Raw genomic sequence first — 18,068 nt, forward strand, 5'->3', positions numbered from 1 at the left:
AAGGTCAGCGCACAAGACCTTTTGGCGGGCGCAGGGCAAGACGTAACGACGTGTTCACGTGGCCCCCGCGCGTTTACAGAGACGTCGCTTGACGGGGAGGACAGCTGACATCCGCACCTGAATCACCTGAACCGGGGGACGAGTTCTCGCGCGTGCTCGACCGCGTACTCCTCGGCGGCACTCCGTCGTCTTCGCTGCACCCGGTGCGTGTGACCTCGGCTGTCGACGAGGTCTCCGACCGGCTGCTCACCGCGATCGCCGTCGGAGACTTTCTGCCCGGCGAGCGGCTGCCCGCCGAACGCGAACTCACCGGGCTGCTGCGGGTGAGCCGCCCCACCGTGCGCGAAGCCGTCGGACGCCTCCAGGCCCTTGGTGTCGTCGAGATCCGCCGGGGCCGCAACGGAGGAGCCTTCGTCCGCGACACCTGGAGCGAGTCCTCGGCGGCAGCGGTCCGCCGTACGCTGCTTCCCCGGTGGGAGGAGTTCGAGCAACTCTTCGACCTGCGCGGTCTGGTGGAAGGCATGGTGGCCGCGACGGCCGCCCGCCGCCGCCGGCCCGAGGACCTCGAGCCGATGCGCGAGGCCCTGGCCGCGCACCTCTCCGCCGGCACTCCCCGTGCGGAACAGGCCGCCGACAGCGCGTTCCACCAGGCCATCTGCACGGCCACCCGCAACCCGCAGATCGCCCTGCTCAGCCGGGACCTGCTGACCCGGATCAGCCTCGGCTTCCCGATCGAGCCGTGGGGCAAGGGCGAGCGGTCCCACCATCACCGGGCCGGCGAGGGCCACACGGCGCTGTACGAGGCCATCGCGGCGGGCGAGCCCGAGCGCGCGGAGGAGATCGCCCGGGAGCACTTCATGATCAGCGCCGAGATGATCCGTGACGTCCTGGCCCGCGTCCGGGCCGCGGGGCCGTCCTGAGGGCTTCCTCCCGGCTGCCGCCCGACTGCTCAGGGGCGTCGGGACGTGCCGTGCGAGCGGGCGCGGGGCGGGATGCGGCATCGTCCTGACCGCCGTCAGTGCATGAGCGTCCCGGACGGCGGGCCGACGGCGGTCACACCTCCCGGTGGTCGATGCCGAGCAGGCTCGCGGCCGCGCGGAAATCGGCGCTGTGGTGGCCCACCGCGAGGGACCAGTGGTGGCCGACGCCCGTCGCGCTCCACGCGTCCACCCACTCGCCGGGATCACCGCCGAAGTCGACGCGGCTGGTGGTGTTGCCGATCTCCAGCAGCGGGCCGGGGACGACGGTGCCCTCGGAGGTGATGAACGACAGGCTGCCGTCGGCGTCCTGACCGAGCCCGAGGAGGGTGACGGGGCCGTGCCGGACGTCGAACTCCACGCTGACGCCCCAGCCGCGCTTGCCGTGGTAGACACCCAGGCCACGCAGCAGCGGGTCACGGGCACTGACGGCCAGGTGGGCGGGCCCGTCGTGGCCCATCTCCACCACGCCGTCCTCGAAGTCGAGGGCCTGTATCTCGGTGAAGGAGCCCCCCGCGCCTACGCTCTGGGAGGCCAACTGGGCGACACTGGTGCGCAGTTCGTACTCGCCGGCCGCGGGCACGCCCCGGGCCGTGAGCAGGGAGGCGCCGAGGATCATGCCGGCGCCGAGCCGCTCGTGCAGCTCGCCGCCGAGACCGCGGTGGTAGTACGCGAGAGTGTCGAGCCCGAAGTCCTCGACGAGCCGGTCGAGGGCCACCGACACGGTCGCTCCCCACGCGAAGTCCTCCTCCGCCACGCTGTCGTCGAGGGTGAAGACCTGCCGGGCGAGCGCCATGCGCTCCCGGGTCTCGGCTTCGCTCACCTTCTCCACCCGGTGCCGCAGGTCGTCGAACTCCAGCACCTCGACGTGCGAGCCGAACGTGCTCGGAAGCAGCGTGAGATCGGTCGACACGTCGAGCATGCCGGGATACAGATGCCCCATCAGGCCGTGGCGGGCGTGCCGAAGAGCGGCCCGGACATGTGCGGCGCGGATCCACTGCTCGATGCGCCGCCACGCGGACTCCTGGTGCAGCCAGCCCGAGACCGACCGGAAGGGGATACCGGCCCGGCGGAAGACGTTGCCGACCTCGGGCACGGAGCACTGCGCGCAGTACGCCAGCCAGGCACCCGTGTCGAAGGAGGCGTGGTCCATCCGCTCGGACGGCTGCAGGTCGACGACCAGGACGGGAGTCTGCGAGCGCTTGGCGATCGGCAGCACCATCGACGAGGTCAGATACGTCGTCAGGAACAGCACGATCAAGTCGCAGTCCGCCCGGCGCAGTTGCTCGGCGGCGACCGCTCCCTCCTCGGCGTCGGAGATGAAGCCGACGTCGGTCACCTCTGCGTCCATCCGCTGGAAGCGTTCGGCGACGTACGCGGATGACTCCCTCAACTGCGGTAGCAGTCCGGGGAATTGCGGCCAGTAGGCGCCAAGACCGCCCGCGACCAGTCCGATCCGGGTGCGGCGTCGGGCCACCGGTGGGAGCAGCTCGCGCAGTGTGGCGGCGCGGTCCGCGGTCACCGTCGTGGGTTCGGTCGTTGCCATGGTTCGGTGATCCTTCCGAGGTCCGTTCGGATTCAGGCCCGGGCCACTCCCAGATCCGCAGGGGCGGCGGCGGCATCAGGGGAACGCCGGATGAGGACGCGGATGATGTACACGCCCGCGATCCCCGAGGCCGCCATGCAGAGGGTGATCGACCAGAGCAGGAGGGACGCGCTGTACTCCATCAGGGCGGGCGTGACGAACGCGACGCCCGCGAAGACCCCGCGCGACAGGGCGTAGGTGAGGCCCTGGGTGGTGCCGCGGGTGTCCGGAGGCAGCGTGAGCTGCGACCACACCTTGTAACTTGCCTCTCCCGCGAAGGGGTTGGAGATCTGGTAGAGCACGAAGAAGACGAGCATGCCGACGAGGGCGCCGGCCGTGAGGGAGGCGATACAGAAGGCGACGACCTGCATGACCGTGAACACGTAGAACAGCCGGTCGCGCCAGGGCCTGTCGGCGATCCGGACGAAGACGAAGGTCAGCACCAGCGCGATCGGGAGGAAGGCCAGGTTGATGCCGGTGGCCAGGCTCTGCGAGGCACCGCTGACCGTGACCAGCAGATAGGTGCCGAACTGGCCGAAGGTGTTGGCGCCGATGCCCCAGGTGACGTAGTAGACGAAGGTCGCGGCCATCGGCAGCAACGCGGCACGGTTCCACACGTTCTTGAGCTCGATGCCGCGCGGGGCGGCCAGCGCGGCCGCCTCTTCGGCCACCTCCGTGTCCGACGGCTCGTCGGCCAGCTTCAGACGGGAGCGGAGCTGCCAGGTGAGCAGCGCGGCGACGGCCAGATGGCCGGTGATGAACCGCGCCCCGGTCATGCCGGTGTCCGACAGGACGTAGCCGAGGAAGATGACGACGACGATGCCCAGCACCCACATGACCTGGGTGAAGGACACGAGACGCGCCCGGCCGTCGGCGGGCGCGGCGTCCGAGACCACGGCCAGCGACGTCGGCAGATCGGCGCCGGCCGCCAGCCCCGCGACGAGCACGCCGACGAAGAGGACGATGTCGTTCGGCGCCAGCGTGATGACGATCGCGCCCAGCGCGTAGCAGAGGATGTCCAGGTTGTAGACACGGCGGCGCCCGAACATGTCGGCGAGCCGTCCGCCGACGAGGGAACCGACGGCGATACAGCCGGTGACGATCGCGCTGATCGCCCCGGCCATCCACACGCCCATGTCGTAACTGTCGCGGTAGATGGCCAGGTTGACGGCGATGCTGACGATGAGCGCGGCGTCGAGGTAGGAGGCCATGCCCGACAGGGCCGCGACCTTCCACAAGTGCTTCGGAATGGGCTGTTCCGGGTGATCCGGGGCAGGCGAAAAACGGGCCATGATGCGGCTCCTCGCGGCTCTGGGGCCGGGGTCGCAGTGAATATAGGGTTCAAAAAACGTTCCAACAACCCCTCTTGCGCGCATCCGCAGGAAGTGGAGACGACCTCCTTCCCGCCCTCCGGATCCGGTGCCAACATTCCAGGTGACCAGTGACTGATCCGACGTAAAACGTTTTTGATCCGCGAGGGTGCCCGAGCCGTACTCGGAAGGACCGCAATCGTGATCTCCCCAGCACTGCAGCAGCTGTTCGACGCCCCGCCCCGGGACTTCGGCCCCACCCCGCTGTGGTGGTGGTCGGGTGCGAAGGTCACCCGCGACCGCCTCGCCCGGCAGATGCGCAGGTTCGCCGAAGGCGGCATCCACAACCTCGTGGTGATCAACCTCGCCCCGGCCGGCCCGAGTTTCGGCGCCCGGACCGACGACCCGCCATGGTTCGGCGAGGAGTGGTGGGCCCGCTTCACCGACGCCTGCGAGATCGCCGGGGAGCTCGGAACGCGCCTGTGGTTCTACGACCAGATCGGGTTCTCCGGCGCCAACGTCCAAGGGAGCATCACCCGACGGCATCCCGACTCGGCGGGACAGGGGCTGCGCTCGCGCCGGGCCGTCGTCTCCGGCGGCAGGGTCGCGTTGCGGGGTTCCGAGACGCTGTTGGGCGCCTACGACACGACGGGCGCCCCCCTGCGCACGGAAGCCCCCGCCCGGATCGCCGCCGCCGACGGAACCGAGGCAGTGCTGGTCCTCGCCGTCCCCACCGCCTTCGACTACCTGGACCCGCACGCCGTCGGCCTGCTGCTGGACGCCGTCCACCACGAGTACGACCGCCGCGTCCCCGAGTACCTGGGCAACGTCGTCGCGGGCAGCTTCCAGGACGAACTGCCCGGCACCAACTCCTGGAGCCGCCGCTTCCCCGAGGAGTTCATCGCCCGCCGCGGCTACGACCTGCTCGACCACTTGCCGGCCCTCTTCCACGAGAGCCCCGAGGCCGCGAAGATCCTCGCCGACTACTACGCGGTCCGCGCCGAACTCACCGAAGAGGCCCTGTTCCGTCCGCTCGCCGCCTGGCACGACGAGCGCGGCATGCTCCTGGGCTGCGACCAGAGCAACCCCGCCCGCGCGGGCTTCCCGGCCCAGTCCACGCAGATCTACACGGACTACTTCCGCACCCACCGCTGGTTCGGCGCCGCCGGCAGCGACCACCACGGCGACGCCAAGGTCCACTCCTCCATGGCCCACCTCTACGGCCATGAGCGCGTCTGGATCGAGGCGTTCCACTCCTCCGGCTGGGGCGGCACCCTGGAGGACACCTACGACTGGCTCCTGCCGTTCCTGCGCAGCGGCGCCAACCTGTACAACCCGCACGCCAGTTACTTCGGCACCGCGGGCGGCTGGTTCGAGTGGGCGCCGCCCTCCACCGACTGGCGTCAGCCCTACTGGCAGCAGTACCCGGCGTTCTCCCGGGCCGTCGCCCGGATCTGCTCGATCATGTCCTGGGGCACCTACAGCGCCGATGTCGCGGTCCTCCACCCCACCGCCACCATGCAGGCCCTCATCCCGCTGGACGCGCCCGTCAAGCACTTCGGCGACGGCGTCCTCGGTGCGGGTTACGCCGAAGTCGACGAGACGCAGCGGCACTACCTGGACCTGTGCGGCACCAACAACTGGCTCCGGCCCCGGATCGGCGCCCTCGACCGGCACCGCGTCTCCTTCGACGTGATCGACGACGCCTCGGTGCAGGGCGCCAAGGCGGCCGACGGCGCCCTGCGCATCAGGGACCTGGCGTACACCACGCTTCTGCTGCCCTCGACGAGCGTTCTGGAGGAGGATACGGCGCGTCGGCTGACCCAACTGCTCGACGTCGGCGGCCGGGTCGTGGTCGTGGGCCGCCCGCCCGCGGAGGCGGCCGGCCGCGCCGGCGACGACTTCGTCGTCACGGCGCTGCTCGCCCATCCGCGGCTGGAGCGGGCGAGCGACGCCGAGACCGGCGCGGCGACGGTGGCCGACGCCGCGGGATACGCGACGGGCGACGTGCCGCTGCTCGTCAGGCGGAAGGGCGAGGCGGCGGTCGCCCTGGTGACGGGTGCCTTCCCCGACGCCCGTAGGCATCCCCCGAGGGACACCCACGAGATCGACCCCGCGCGCTACGCCCCCACCTCCTCCGTCACCGTGCACGCCGCGGTCGCCGAGGCCGAGATCTGGAACCCGGCGACCGGTGCTCGCCGCCCCGCGCACGTCACCGTCTCGGACGACGTCTCCACCATCGAGGTGCCATTGGAAGGCGCCCCCGCCGTCCTCGTCGTATGGCGAGAAGGCATTCCGCCGGACCGGTCGACCGCACCACTCCAACCGGCCTCGGCTCGGACGCTCGACGTCTCGACCGGTTGGGAGGGCCGCCTGGTTCCCACCATGGACAACACGTGGGGCGACTTGGCGCTGCCGGCCGGAGCGTCCGTGGCGGAGCCGCAGATCTGGACCATGGGGTGGACCGAGAGCGATGCCCCCGAGGCACCCTGGGAACAGGCGCGAGTGACATACGGCAACCGGGTGCGCGTCCTGCCTCCGGTGCCCCACGGGCAGGCTCCCGACCCGCTGGACGGCGTCTCAGTCGAACGAATCCTGGCCGGAGAGCTGCCCCTCGCGCCCCCGGATGCGGACTGGGACGTCTCCCTGTACTCCACGAGCCGGGGGATCCCGGATCCGGACGGGCTGCTCGGCAACAAGGGGCTGGTGCCCGAGGAGTTCGTACGGGTCCCGGTGCCCGGAAACGGAACCGTCGCCCGCGTCCGGGCGATCGTGGAGACCGGCCATCGTGGCAACGCCGACCTGCACGTCGGCGCGGCGGCCGCCAAGCGTGTGTGGTGGAACGGTGAGCGGCTGGACACGGGCAGCGGCTATCTGGCGTCCGCCCGGGTGCACGTGGAGCGGCCCCGCAATCTGCTCGAGTACGAACTGACGTACGCCGAGGACCGGCCGCGGCTGATCTCGGGTGCCGCCGGTACACCGTTGGGCAGTTACTTCTGCCTGTCCCGTCCGGACGGGTTCGCGGCGCGTCCGCAGTTCATGTGCCTGCCCGAGGACGTACGACCGGACGGCAGCGTGACCTACCGCGGGCGGCTGCGCCTGGCGCGCGACGGAGCGGAGGCGGTGCTCGTCGTGGGTGCCGCGGCGGGTGTCACCGTACGGCTCGACGGTGCCGTCGTGGCACGTCAGGAGAAGGTGGAGTACTACGAGTCCGACTGGGGCGCGGTGCCGATGTTCTTCCGCCACCAACTCACGCTCGGCAAGGGCGAACACGTACTGGAGATCGTGGCCGACAGCGTCCACGCACGGGACGCCGTGTTCGTCGACCTCGTGGCGAGCGCGGAGTCGACCGCGTTGGTCAGCGGCGCCGGGTGGGAGGCCGGGACGGGAGAGTGGTGTGGACGTACGGTCGAACACGAGGGCCGCTGGGGCGAGTTGCAGCACTGCTACGCCGCGGTACGACCCCATCCGTTGCCGGAGACCGAGTGGCTCACCGGCGCACCGACGCTCGGCAGCGCCGTACTGCCACTGCGGTCGACCGACGACGTCCGCGAGGCGGCGCAGCGTTTCCGCTTCACCGTGCCACCGGGCACCGTGTCGGTCGACCTGCCGCTGGAGCTCCCCGCGCGGGTGCGGGTCGGGAACAACGCGGCACGACCGCTCGACGGGCAGGAGCTGACGCTGGATCAACCCCTCCCGAAACCCACGGAGATCGAGATCGTCACCGCACCGACCGCAGTGCTGCGAGGCGGCTCCGCCTGGCGGGGACCGGCGCGCGTCCGCACCGTGGCGGCGCCGCTGCCGCTGGGGGACTGGCGCTCGCTGGGGCTGGGCAGTTGGAGCGGGGGCGTGACCTACTCACGGATGCTGGAGGTACCGGCGGGGCCGGACCCGGTACTGGACCTGGGGCGGGTGCGCGGCAGCGCCGCGGTCCTCCTCGACGGGGAACCCGTCGGTGAGGCCTTCTGCTCGCCGTACCGGTTCGCCCTGCGTGGTGCGGCCGGGCGTAGCGTCCGGGTCGAGGTGACCGTCAACAACACCCTGGCCCCGTATCTCGCCGAAGCCACTCCGACGGCCTGGGCGTTCCCGTCCCAGCTCTCGTCGGGCCTGCTGGGGCCGGTGACACTCCGGATCCCCGGTTCCGTCTGAGGGCGCGCTCAGGTATCGGAAGGCGCCCGCGTGGAGTCCCGCAGGACGAGGCCGGGTGCGAACACCCGTGTCTCGTGCGCGTGTTCCGCACGGGCCTCCACCTCGTCGAGCAGCATCTCCACGGCCGCCCGGCCGAGGTCCTCGACCGGCTGCCGGACCGTCGTCAGGGTCGTCCCCACGAAGCTCGCGATGTCGAGGTCGCCGTAACCGACCACCTGTACGTCCTCGGGAATCTTCACGCCCCGCTCGCCCAGCGCGCGGCACAGCCCCGCGGCGAGGAAGTCGTTGGTGCAGAAGACCCCGTCGGGCAGGTCGTCGAGTTGGCGGGCGATCTCCACGCCCTGGGCCACCGTCATCTCCTTGGCCACGACCTGGCCCAGCCGCGCCTCACGTCGGCTGCGCACGGCCTGTCGGGCGCCCTGGTAGCGGTCCGCGCACTGACGTATCCCGCGTTCCCCGTTCACGACGAGGATGTCGCCCGCTCCGCGGTCCAGGAGGTGCTGCACGGCGATGCGGCCTCCGGCGATGTCGTCGACGGAGACCGAGCAGCCGTCCTGCGCCGAGATCGCACGGTCCGCCAGAACCAGGGGGATGCCGCGCTCACGCAGCCGTGAGAGCCGGGTGGGATCGGCGCTGAGCGGAACCACCACGGCTCCCACGGCCCGTTGCTCGACGAGCATGGTGAAGTAGCCCTGCTCCCGCTCCGGTGCGTCCCCGCTGTCACAGAGCACGAGGGAGTAACCGTGGTCGTACGCCGCGTCCGCGGCACCTCGCGCGATGCGGGAGTAGAAGGAGTTGGCCACGTCGGGCAGGACCAGACCGATCGAGGACGAGTGCCCGGTCCGCAGGCCGGCGGCTCCCGGGTGGGGAACGTAGTCGAGCGCCGCGACGGCGTCGCGGACCCGCTCGGCCGTGCGCGCGTTGACGCGCTCCGGTCGGTTCAGGACGTTCGACACCGTGGAGACCGAGACGCCCGCAGCGGCCGCGACGTCCTGGATACGGGCGGGACGAACCGGAATGGCGTCCACCCCCCTCGCTGCGGCAGCCGTGCGACCAGGCACGACGTGGTCCTCATGAGCGACGCAAGTCTACCCCGGCGGTGACTAAAACGTTTTTCAACCCGTGTGTACTCCGGGGCGGCCGGAAGTGGCGCAATCGAATGTTGCAACCCTGGTGTGTGAGGCGCAGGTTGGACGGTGCGGGAGCGCTCCCACGCCTCATCCGCACCACACAATCCCATTCCGCAACTGATCTCGAAAACCCGTCTCGCAACCCGTCTCGCAACCCGTCTCGCAACCCCGTCCGCCACCTCGGAAAGAAGGAGATCATGGCTTGTCATGATCAGGACAATCGCCAGGACCATTACATACGCCCGCGTCTGACACTCGCGCTGAGCGGGCTCGTCGCAGTGCTGCTCTGCCTCATCCCCTGGAGCGGCACCGCCGTCGCCCACGGCTCGGTCGTCGACCCGGCATCCCGCAACTACGGCTGCTGGCTGCGCTGGGGATCCGACTTCCAGAACCCGGCCATGGAGCAGGAAGACCCCATGTGCTGGCAGGCGTGGCAGGACAACCCGAACGCCATGTGGAACTGGAACGGTCTGTACCGCAACGGCTCCGCCGGTGACTTCCAGGCCGTGGTCCCCGACGGGCAGCTGTGCAGCGGCGGACGGACCGAGGGCGGGCGGTACAACTCGCTGGACGCCGTGGGCCCCTGGAAGACGACCGACGTCGACGCCGACTTCACCGTGCAGCTGTACGACCAGGCGAGCCACGGCGCCGACTACTTCCTGGTCTACGTCACACGCCAGGGCTTCGACCCGACCACCCAGCCACTGACCTGGGCAGACCTCGAACTGGTCGCCAGGACCGGCAGCTACGCGCCCAGCCAGAACTACTCGATCGACGTGAGTACGTCCGGGCTCAGTGGCCGCCACGTCGTCTACACGATCTGGCAGGCGTCGCACATGGACCAGACGTACTTCCTGTGCAGCGACGTGAACTTCGGCTGAAGCGGCTGAAGCGGCTGAAGCGGCTGAAGCGGCCGGACTCGGCGACGACCAACTCGCCCAGGCCTTGCGAAAGTGTGCCTCCCCGTTGGCGGGGTCGGTCCGGCATGAATGTCAGACGTGTCTGTCAGGCTCTGGTCATGGAGATGACGCTGCAATTGACGATCGACTGTGCCGACCCGCAGAGGCTGGTGGCGTTCTGGAGCGAGGCTCTGGGGTACATACCCGAACCTCCACCGGCCGGCCATGCCACGTGGCGGGTGTACTGGGCAGCCATGGGGGTGCCCGAGGAGGAGTTGCCGGCAGGTGCGGGCGACATCCCGGAGTCGATCGTCGATCCCGCAGGACAAGGGCCCCGGGTGTGGTTCCAGCAGGTTCCGGAACCCAAAGCCACCAAGAACCGAATACACCTCGACCTGAAGGTCGGCGGCGGGCGCGACGTCCCGTTGGCGGTCCGCACGCAGCGGGTCACCACCACAGTGGAAAGACTGATCAAAGCCGGCGCCAGCGTGCTTCGGATCACGGATGAGCCGGACATGGGGCAGTACGCCGTCCTGCTGCAGGACCCGGAAGGCAACGAATTCGACGTTGTCTGAGAGTTCATTTCATCTGGCGAGTCTGCTGTGGCAGACGAGGGCTTCTGCCCTGTTTACCGACGGCGCTGACCAACCTGGCTGCGGACGCCAGTGGCGGCGCGGGATCGGTCACTCACTCTTCCGGTAGTTCATGAACCAGTGCGTGTCGAAATAGCGGGCCATCGTGAACGGGTGGTGCGGGTCGATGAGGATGCGACAGACGAACTGCGCGGCCTGGCAGCCGAAGGGGACGTCCTCGCCATCGAAGGACCGGACGACGACGGGCCAACGGTCGGGGTCGTCGCCGTCGGCCCGCCAGCAGTACAGGTCCTCGTGCTCCGTGCCCGCCCAGATGAGTAGCTCGTCCTCCCTGAGATCCGTCCACGGCTCCTGGTTCAGGCTCAGATACGCGTCGAAGGCGCCCACGCCGAACGTTTCGACCATGCGCTTGTAGTCGCTCGGGAGCGCGGTGCCCAGGCGCGACTCCACCTCCGCCCAGTTCACATCCGGCCGCTGGGCGGGCTGCGTCCAGCCGGTGATCCGTATGAGCCGCTCCACCCAGTCGACGTCCCCGTCCTCGTCCGGAGCGACCTCCAAAGGTTCTGGCACCTGCCTCTGAGCGACCACCAGCACCGGCCGCTCGACGCCTTCGGCGTCTCGCGCCGTACCCGTGCCGACCCACTGATCCCCGTACGCCCACGCCCGCATCTTCACGGCCCGGTCCTCGAAGGGGACGAGGAGAGCCGCGCCCCTGGAATCGTCGACCGTCGGATCGGTGAAACCGTCGAGGACGAGGGTGCATGGGGCTCCGTACCTGCTGGCGAGCAGGTCGGTCAGAGCCTGCGGGTCCAAGTCGCCGGGCAGGTACATGTAGCTGTCTGCCGGGCCGAGCTGAGCCAGTAGATCGTTGACGGTCGTCTGCGTGAGCTTCATGGCGGACAGTGAAGCGCACCGCACTGACAACGGACCTGTTCGGACGTATCCGACGTCAATTGGACAGTTGTCGGACCGGAGTTCATTCAGCGAGCCCGCGGTGGCATATGAGCGTCGCTGCGATGGCTGCGAAGGCGAGAAAGTGTTCGCGCTTGCGTTCGTGGCGGCGGTGGAGGCGTCGGCATCCTGAGAGCCAGGAGACGGCGCGTTCGACGACCCATCGGTGTCGGCCCAGTCGCTGTGAAGGCTCAACGCCCTTGCGGGCGAGGCGATGTCTGATCCCGCGGGCGGTGAGCCGGCGTCGCAGGTATCGGAAGTCGTAGCCCTTGTCTCCGTGGAGCTTGGCGGGCCTGCGGCGTCGGCGCCCGCGGCGGGAGCGGATGGGAGGGATGCCTTGCACCAGTGGGATCGGGGCCTGGCTGTCGTGCAGATCGGCGGCCGAGATGCCGATCGACCCACACCCTGGCTTCGGACCACTCGGTGAAACGGCGAGGCCGAAGCCGGGCGGCAGTTGGGCAATGCTTGCGGCGGCCGGGACCGAAGTGCGCCCTGGAGCGGGATAGTGTCGACACCGTTGCATCGGCTGTGAGCCCGGATCAGGCAGGGAGAAGTGCCGCATGACCGATGAGGACACGCACCTCGTGCTGGAGCGCCTCCTGCGGCTGCGGGACCGGCGTGAGCCGCTGGTCGCGCAGATTGCCGAATGGGTCGGCGTGGGCATCATCGAGGGGCGGCTGGAACCCGGACAGGACCTCAACAGCGTCGATCTGTCACGCCGGTTCGACACCAGCCGTACGCCCGTCCGCGAGGCGCTGATGCTCCTCGAACAGGAGGGCCTGGTCGAGATGAAGGCGCGCCGCAGGCCCCGGGTCGCCGCGCCTTCCCCGCAGGACATCCGGGACATCTACCAGGTGCGCAAGCGGCTCCTGTCGATGCTGGCGGGCCTGCTCGTCGAGCGGGCCGAGGACGAGGAGCTGGGGGAGCTGCGCACCCGGGTCGAACGGATGCGGAAACTGGCGGACGCCGGTGACGTGGACGCCTATTTCTGGAGCCATGTGCTGCTCCAGGAACGGATGACCGAGATCGTCGGCAACGCCACCCTCAAGCAGATCCTCGACTCCCTGGCCCTGCGCACGCTCATGCTGCGCCATCTGAGCCTGACCCGGGCCGGTCGCCTCGCCCGCAGCATCGACGACCAGGAACGGTTGCTGCAGGCCGTGGAGGAGCGCGACGGGGAGCTCGCCTCCGCCCTGATCGCGGGGGCCACGGTGCGGGCCCTCAGGGCGATGGAGGAACAGCTCGAACAGGACGCGTCGGCGCCGCAGCGCAAGCCGGTGCGCAGACGGCGGGCGGCTTCCTGAGTGTCGTGTCCGCACGGCGCTCACTTGGCCGGCGCCCCGGCGCCCCGGCGTCTACGGGGAAGTTGCCGACCGTCATCCACGCCGAGTCGTCGGGCGCCGGACAGGCCGCGCACCAGGTGATGTGCGCGGGTGTCCCGACCCGGCCCAGCGAGATACGGGCGAGCAGGGCCTCGGGGCCGCACTCTTCGCGAGGGTGCCGTGCGGGACCGCGGTGTGGCTCGCTCTCGCTCTTAGTGTCGACAGTATGAGTAAATCGAGAGGTCGGGCAGCTGTAGGCGCCGTGTGTGCGCAATTCTGTCGACAGTTGGGGCTTGGATGCTTATTGGAATGACAGCCCCGGACCATGCGTGTCACAGGAGCCGCTCCTAGGTTTCCGTGACCATGACAGAGAACATTCCTGCGCAACCGCAGGGCGAAGCGAAGCACAAGCTGTCCCGCACCGTGAACCGTCGTAAGGTCATCGCCGCGGGCGGTGCGGTGGCCGCGGCCGCCGGGCTCGGACTCGCCGCGACGGCGTCGGCCGACCAGGAGAGCGGCACCACCGCGACGGCCACCGGCTCGACGTCGGGCTCCACTTCCTCGACAACCGCCGTCTGCACCCTCAACGCCGAGGTCACCGAAGGCCCTTACTTCCTGGAAGGCGCACTCGTCCGCGAGGACATCCGGGAGGACAAGGAGGGCTTCGAGGTCCAGTACACCTTCACCGTCGTCGACCAGGCCAACGACTGCGCGCCGCTCGCCGACGCCCTCGTGGAGATCTGGCACTGCGACGCACTCGGCGAGTACTCCGGATTCGTCGGTGGCAACGGCCACGAGGAGGAGGACAACGGCACCTTCCTGCGCGGCGGCCAACTCACCGACGAGAACGGCGAGGTGAGCCTCATCTCCATCTGGCCCGGGCACTACGTCTCCCGGGCCGTCCACGTGCACATGCGGGTCCACACGGACGTGACGCTCACCGACGACTCGTACACCGGCGGCGAGATCATCCACACCGGCCAGCTCTTCTTCGACCCGGACATCAACACCGAGATCCAGGCGACGTCACCGTACTCCGCCAACACCACGCAGGAGACCGCGCTCGCCGACGACTCGATCTACGACGACGGCGGCGCCTCCTCCGGCCTGCTGACGCTGACGGCGCTCGGGGACAGCGTCTCGGACGGCTATGCGGCGACGCTGACCGTGGGCGTCAACTCGGCCTGACCGATCGACGGCCGGCCGCGGGACCCGTCCCCGCGGCCGGCCTGCGGGGAGTGACGCGCTTCGCGCCCGCTCCCACGTCCGAACAACCGTCACCACCGGCTGCCATGCTGGGAGTTCCGCCGTCTCAGGGAGGCACTCATGCCCGAGCAGCCGTCCGTCCTCGCTTCACTGGTGTCCGGGTTGCGAAGCGGCTCCATCGAAGTCGTCGATCTCACCTCGCCGTTGTCCTCGTCGACACCGGTGATCCAACTGCCGCCGGAGTTCGGCCAGACGGCGACCTTCGAACTGGAGGAGATCAGCAGGTACGACGACCGGGGACCGGCCTGGTACTGGAACAACTTCCGCAGCGGCGAGCACACCGGCACCCACTTCGACGCCCCGAACCACTGGGTGAGCGGGAAGGACCTCGCCGACATGGCGTCCGTACCGGCGCACCGGCTGATCGCACCGGCCGCCGTACTGGACTTCACCGCCGAGGCGGAGGAGGACCCGGACTTCCTCGTGGAGGTGGACCACATGCGGGCCTGGCAGGCCGAGCACGGTCCGCTGCCCGACGGCGGCTGGCTGCTGCTGCGCACCGGCTGGGACGCCCGCTCGCACTCGCAGGAGGCGTTCCTCAACGCGGACGGGAACGGCCCGCACACGCCAGGCCTGTCACCGGAATGCGCCCGTTGGGTGGCCCAGGAGTCGCCGGTGATCGGCCTGGGCGTAGAGACGGTGGGCACCGACGCCGGACGCGGGCACTCGTTCGACCCGGCCTTCCCCTGCCACTCCTACCTGATGGGCAGTGACAAGTACGGTCTCACCCAGCTCCGGAACCTGGCGGCGCTGCCGGCCACCGGCGCCGTCGTCATCGCGGGACCCCTGCCCATCGTCGCGGGATCCGGGTCCCCCGCGCGGGTGCTCGCGCTGGTGGAGCGGTCATGAAGGTCGCCGAGGCCGTCGGACGTGCGGTGACCGCGGCCGGCGTCGGCCGGGTCTTCGGCGTGGTCGGATCGGGCAACTTCCATCTGACCAACGCCATGGTCGCGGCGGGGGCGCGGTTCGTCGCCGCACGGCACGAAGGCGGCGCGGCGACGATGGCCGACGCGTACGCGCGGATGAGCGGCAGGCCGGCCGCGCTGAGCGTCCATCAGGGACCCGGTCTGACCAACGCCCTCACCGGTGTCACCGAGGCGGCCAAGAGCCGGACCCCGCTCCTCGTGCTGGCGGCCGAGGTGACCGAGCCGCGCTCCAACTTCCACGTCGACCAAGAGGCGTTGGGGCGCGCGGTGGGCGCGATCACCCTGCGGGTCACATCGGCCGAGAACGCGGTGGGGCAGACCCTCGACGCGGTGCGGCTGGCCCTGCACGAACGCCGCACCGTGCTGCTCAACCTCCCCCTGGCGGTGCAGGCACTGGACGTGCCCGACGGTGTCCTGGCACAGGCCGCGCCACCCCCGCAGCGAGCGGCGGTCGAGCCGACGGCGGCCGACGTGGCGGCACTGGCGCGGGCACTCGACCGGGCGCGGCGACCGGTGTTCGTGGCCGGCCGGGGATCACGCTCGCCCGGCGCCCGCGACGCCCTCGCGGCGCTCGCCGAGCGCCACGGCGCGCTGCTGGCGACGTCGGCCGTGGCACGCGGCCTGTTCCACGGCAATCCGTGGTCGCTCGACGTGTCCGGAGGCTTCGCCTCACCCCTGACGGCGGAACTGATCGGCGCCGCGGACACGATCGTGGGCTGGGGCTGCGCACTGAACATGTGGACCATGCGGCACGGCAACCTGATCGGCTCCGACACGACGGTGGTACAGGTCGACGACGACGCGTCGGCGCTCGGTGCGCACCGTGACGTGCATGTCGGGGTCACCGGCGACGTGGAACGCACGGCGCGGCGCGTGCTGGAGACGGGCGGCGCGAAACGTCAGGGCTACCGGACCGCCGACGTCGCCGCGGGCATCGCCGCGCGCGTGCGCCTCAGGGATGTGCCGTACGAGGACACGGGCAGCCGCGAGCGGATCGACCCGCGCACGCTGAGCATCGCGCTCGACGACATCCTGCCCGCGGAGCGGGTGATCGGCGTGGACTCCGGCAACTTCATGGGCTACCCGAGCATGTACCTGTCGGTGCCGGACGAGAACGGCTTCTGCTTCACCCAGGCGTTCCAGTCGATCGGCCTCGGGCTGGCCACCGCGATCGGCGCGGCGCTGGCGCAGCCGGACCGGCTGCCGGTGGCCGCGCTCGGGGACGGCGGCGCGCTGATGGGCGCCGCGGAACTCGACACGGTGCGTCGGCTGGGGCTGCCCATGGTGGTCGTCGTGTACAACGACGACGGCTACGGAGCCGAGGTGCACCACTTCGGGCCCGACGGACATCCCCTCGACACGGTCGAGTTCCCGTCGACGGACATCGCCGACGTGGCGCGAGGGTACGGCTTCGAGGCGGTGACCGTGCGCACGCGAGCGGATCTGAAGGCCGTGGCGGACTGGGTCGCCGGTCCGCGGTCCGCGCCTGTGCTCATCGACGCCAAGGTGGTGAAGGACCGCGGGTCCTGGTGGCTGGAGGAGGCGTTCCGCGGACACTGAGTGCCGGCGGGCGGCCCATGCAATCAGCGGGGCCCATGACGTCAACGGCTGTCAACCGCTGCCCAGCCGATCCGCCAGACAGGCGAGGTAGAGGGCCAGGGTCGCGCGGTGGTCGCGCAGCGGGCGGCCGGTGATCTGCTCGATCTTGTTCATCCGGTAGACGACGGTGTTGCGGTGGATGTGCAGGGCCGCGGACGCCCGCAGCAGATTGAACCCGCTCTCGCACCAGGCGGTGACCGTGTCGCGGAGCGCCGGCCAGTCCGGTTGGGCGCGCAGGTCCGCGGCCGTGACGTCGAGCAGTCGGCTGCGGGCGGACTGGCCCACCGCCGCCAGGACCTGGTGGACCCGCAGGTCCGCTATGAGATGGACGGGGGAGCCGTCCCCCGGCCGGGCCCCCAGGCGGAGGGCGTCGCACGCGTCCTGGTAGGAGTCGTGCAGACCGGCGACCGAGATGGCCGGCTCGCCGATCCCCGCACGGGCGGCGAGACCGTCCTGCGCGGCGATCACATCGGTGACCCGTCGGCAGTCGGCGACCAGGGACGCCGTCGAACCGCGGGCCGGAAGCCGGTGCAGGACGCCGATCCAGCCGGGAGCCGTGCCGGCCACGATGTCCTGGGGGTCGGCGAAGACCTCTCGGACGGTGCGGAGCAGTTCCGAACGGATCAGTGCCATGTCCTGCGTGGGGGCGCCCCGGCGTCGGGCGGTCGCATCGGGCACGGTCACCTCGAAAGCCACCGCGACCCGTTGCAGCCGCAGGTCGAAGCCGAGTTCGGCGGCCCGGAACACGAGGAAGTCGCCTTCCACGACCTGCGGATCGTACGCGGCGATGTCGGCGAGCAGCTTCTCTGCGGCCCGCTCCGCGAGCAGGCGGGAGCGCAGCATCACGGACTCCCTCAGCAGGATCTCCGTCTGACGCTTCACCAGCAGCCCGAAGCGGCGTACCTGGGCGGGGGTTCCGGTGATCCCGACGGTGCCCACCGCCCGGCCGCCGGTCACCAGCGGCAGCGTGACCCCGGGACGCACCCCGCGCAGCCGCTGGGCCTGCGACGCGCTGTGTGTGGCGGGTTCCTGAGTGCGGACGACCTCGACGGACGCCTCGTGAAAGGTGCCGACCCGGCTGCTGTCGCCGCTGCCGATGACCATGCCCTCGGCATCGGTGATCAGCACGTTGAAGCCGATGACGGCGGAGGTGTCCCCGGCGATCTCCTGCGCGAGGGACGGGCTCAGCACGGGGGTTCCTCCCGTCGCGGGCGGGCCGGGGTTGGACGCACCGTACAGGGGACCGAGCGATTTCAGCCACAAGTTCATACGAAGTGAACGGTGACTCGCCGGAGGTTGATCCCTAGCGTATGGGCTCAATCACATCCCCGCCGGGGGCACAGCGCGGTGAACGGCGGGCT

General features: G+C 70.3%; 13 protein-coding genes and 1 pseudogene. 8 read left to right on the top strand and 6 right to left on the bottom strand.

All coding sequences use genetic code 11. The features are described from left to right. Positions 1–152 precede the first annotated feature (152 nt). Positions 153–920, top strand: a complete 768-nt coding sequence (locus tag ADK57_RS10025) for a FadR/GntR family transcriptional regulator (protein WP_053749024.1) — start codon at positions 153–155, stop codon at positions 918–920. Between the two features lie 133 nt (positions 921–1,053). Here the strand turns inward: ADK57_RS10025 and ADK57_RS10030 are convergent, their stop codons facing one another. Together ADK57_RS10030 and ADK57_RS10035 are read right to left on the bottom strand one after the other, a co-directional pair. Continuing rightward, positions 1,054–2,523: an L-fucose/L-arabinose isomerase family protein gene (locus ADK57_RS10030; RefSeq protein ID WP_053749025.1), complete on the bottom strand. Its 1,470-nt coding sequence runs from the start codon at positions 2,521–2,523 to the stop codon at positions 1,054–1,056. A gap of 32 nt (positions 2,524–2,555) precedes the next feature. Continuing rightward, the gene (locus ADK57_RS10035) at positions 2,556–3,854 is read right to left on the bottom strand and encodes an MFS transporter (RefSeq protein ID WP_053749026.1); all 1,299 of its coding nucleotides are present in this window, start codon (positions 3,852–3,854) and stop codon (positions 2,556–2,558) included. Between the two features lie 219 nt (positions 3,855–4,073). Between ADK57_RS10035 and ADK57_RS10040 the strand changes: the two genes are divergently transcribed. Further along, on the top strand, positions 4,074–8,021 hold the full coding sequence (locus ADK57_RS10040; RefSeq protein ID WP_053749027.1) for a glycosyl hydrolase: 3,948 nt from the start codon (positions 4,074–4,076) through the stop codon (positions 8,019–8,021). A gap of 8 nt (positions 8,022–8,029) precedes the next feature. On the opposite strand, the gene ADK57_RS10045 is transcribed toward ADK57_RS10040, so the two are convergent. Further along, positions 8,030–9,049 (bottom strand): LacI family DNA-binding transcriptional regulator, encoded by a 1,020-nt coding sequence (locus ADK57_RS10045; RefSeq protein ID WP_053749028.1) that lies wholly within the window; start codon positions 9,047–9,049, stop codon positions 8,030–8,032. Between the two features lie 299 nt (positions 9,050–9,348). On the opposite strand from ADK57_RS10045, the gene ADK57_RS10050 reads away from it, so the two are divergent. Next, complete coding sequence (locus tag ADK57_RS10050; RefSeq protein ID WP_053749029.1) at positions 9,349–10,032, top strand: lytic polysaccharide monooxygenase auxiliary activity family 9 protein; 684 nt, start codon at positions 9,349–9,351, stop codon at positions 10,030–10,032. Positions 10,033–10,169: 137 nt separating this feature from the next. Continuing rightward, positions 10,170–10,625 (top strand): VOC family protein, encoded by a 456-nt coding sequence (locus tag ADK57_RS10055; RefSeq protein ID WP_053749030.1) that lies wholly within the window; start codon positions 10,170–10,172, stop codon positions 10,623–10,625. 108 nt (positions 10,626–10,733) lie between these two features. Here ADK57_RS10055 and ADK57_RS10060 read toward each other — a convergent pair whose 3' ends face one another. Beyond that, positions 10,734–11,537: an SMI1/KNR4 family protein gene (locus ADK57_RS10060; protein ID WP_053749031.1), complete on the bottom strand. Its 804-nt coding sequence runs from the start codon at positions 11,535–11,537 to the stop codon at positions 10,734–10,736. 82 nt (positions 11,538–11,619) lie between these two features. Then, a pseudogene (locus ADK57_RS47160) lies at positions 11,620–11,991 on the bottom strand (transposase); the annotation flags it as partial. Between the two features lie 163 nt (positions 11,992–12,154). Here ADK57_RS47160 and ADK57_RS10065 point away from each other — a divergent pair. The 4 genes from ADK57_RS10065 to ADK57_RS10080 all read left to right on the top strand — a co-directional run bounded on the left by ADK57_RS10065 (position 12,155) and on the right by ADK57_RS10080 (position 16,668). Beyond that, a complete protein-coding gene (locus ADK57_RS10065) occupies positions 12,155–12,898 on the top strand; it encodes a GntR family transcriptional regulator (RefSeq protein ID WP_053749032.1) in 744 nt (247 codons plus the stop codon). A 381-nt stretch (positions 12,899–13,279) separates the two neighbouring features. Beyond that, positions 13,280–14,104, top strand: a complete 825-nt coding sequence (locus ADK57_RS10070) for an intradiol ring-cleavage dioxygenase (protein WP_053749033.1) — start codon at positions 13,280–13,282, stop codon at positions 14,102–14,104. A gap of 138 nt (positions 14,105–14,242) precedes the next feature. Then, the gene (locus ADK57_RS10075) at positions 14,243–15,031 is read left to right on the top strand and encodes a cyclase family protein (protein ID WP_053749034.1); all 789 of its coding nucleotides are present in this window, start codon (positions 14,243–14,245) and stop codon (positions 15,029–15,031) included. Next, positions 15,028–16,668 (top strand): thiamine pyrophosphate-binding protein, encoded by a 1,641-nt coding sequence (locus ADK57_RS10080; RefSeq protein ID WP_053749035.1) that lies wholly within the window; start codon positions 15,028–15,030, stop codon positions 16,666–16,668. Before ADK57_RS10075 ends, ADK57_RS10080 begins: the two co-directional genes overlap by 4 nt. 51 nt (positions 16,669–16,719) lie before the next feature. Here ADK57_RS10080 and ADK57_RS10085 read toward each other — a convergent pair whose 3' ends face one another. Next, positions 16,720–17,898: a CdaR family transcriptional regulator gene (locus tag ADK57_RS10085; RefSeq protein WP_053749036.1), complete on the bottom strand. Its 1,179-nt coding sequence runs from the start codon at positions 17,896–17,898 to the stop codon at positions 16,720–16,722. Positions 17,899–18,068: the final 170 nt, after the last annotated feature.

The organism is Streptomyces sp. MMG1533 (genome assembly GCF_001279775.1).
Classification (GTDB): domain Bacteria; phylum Actinomycetota; class Actinomycetes; order Streptomycetales; family Streptomycetaceae; genus Streptomyces.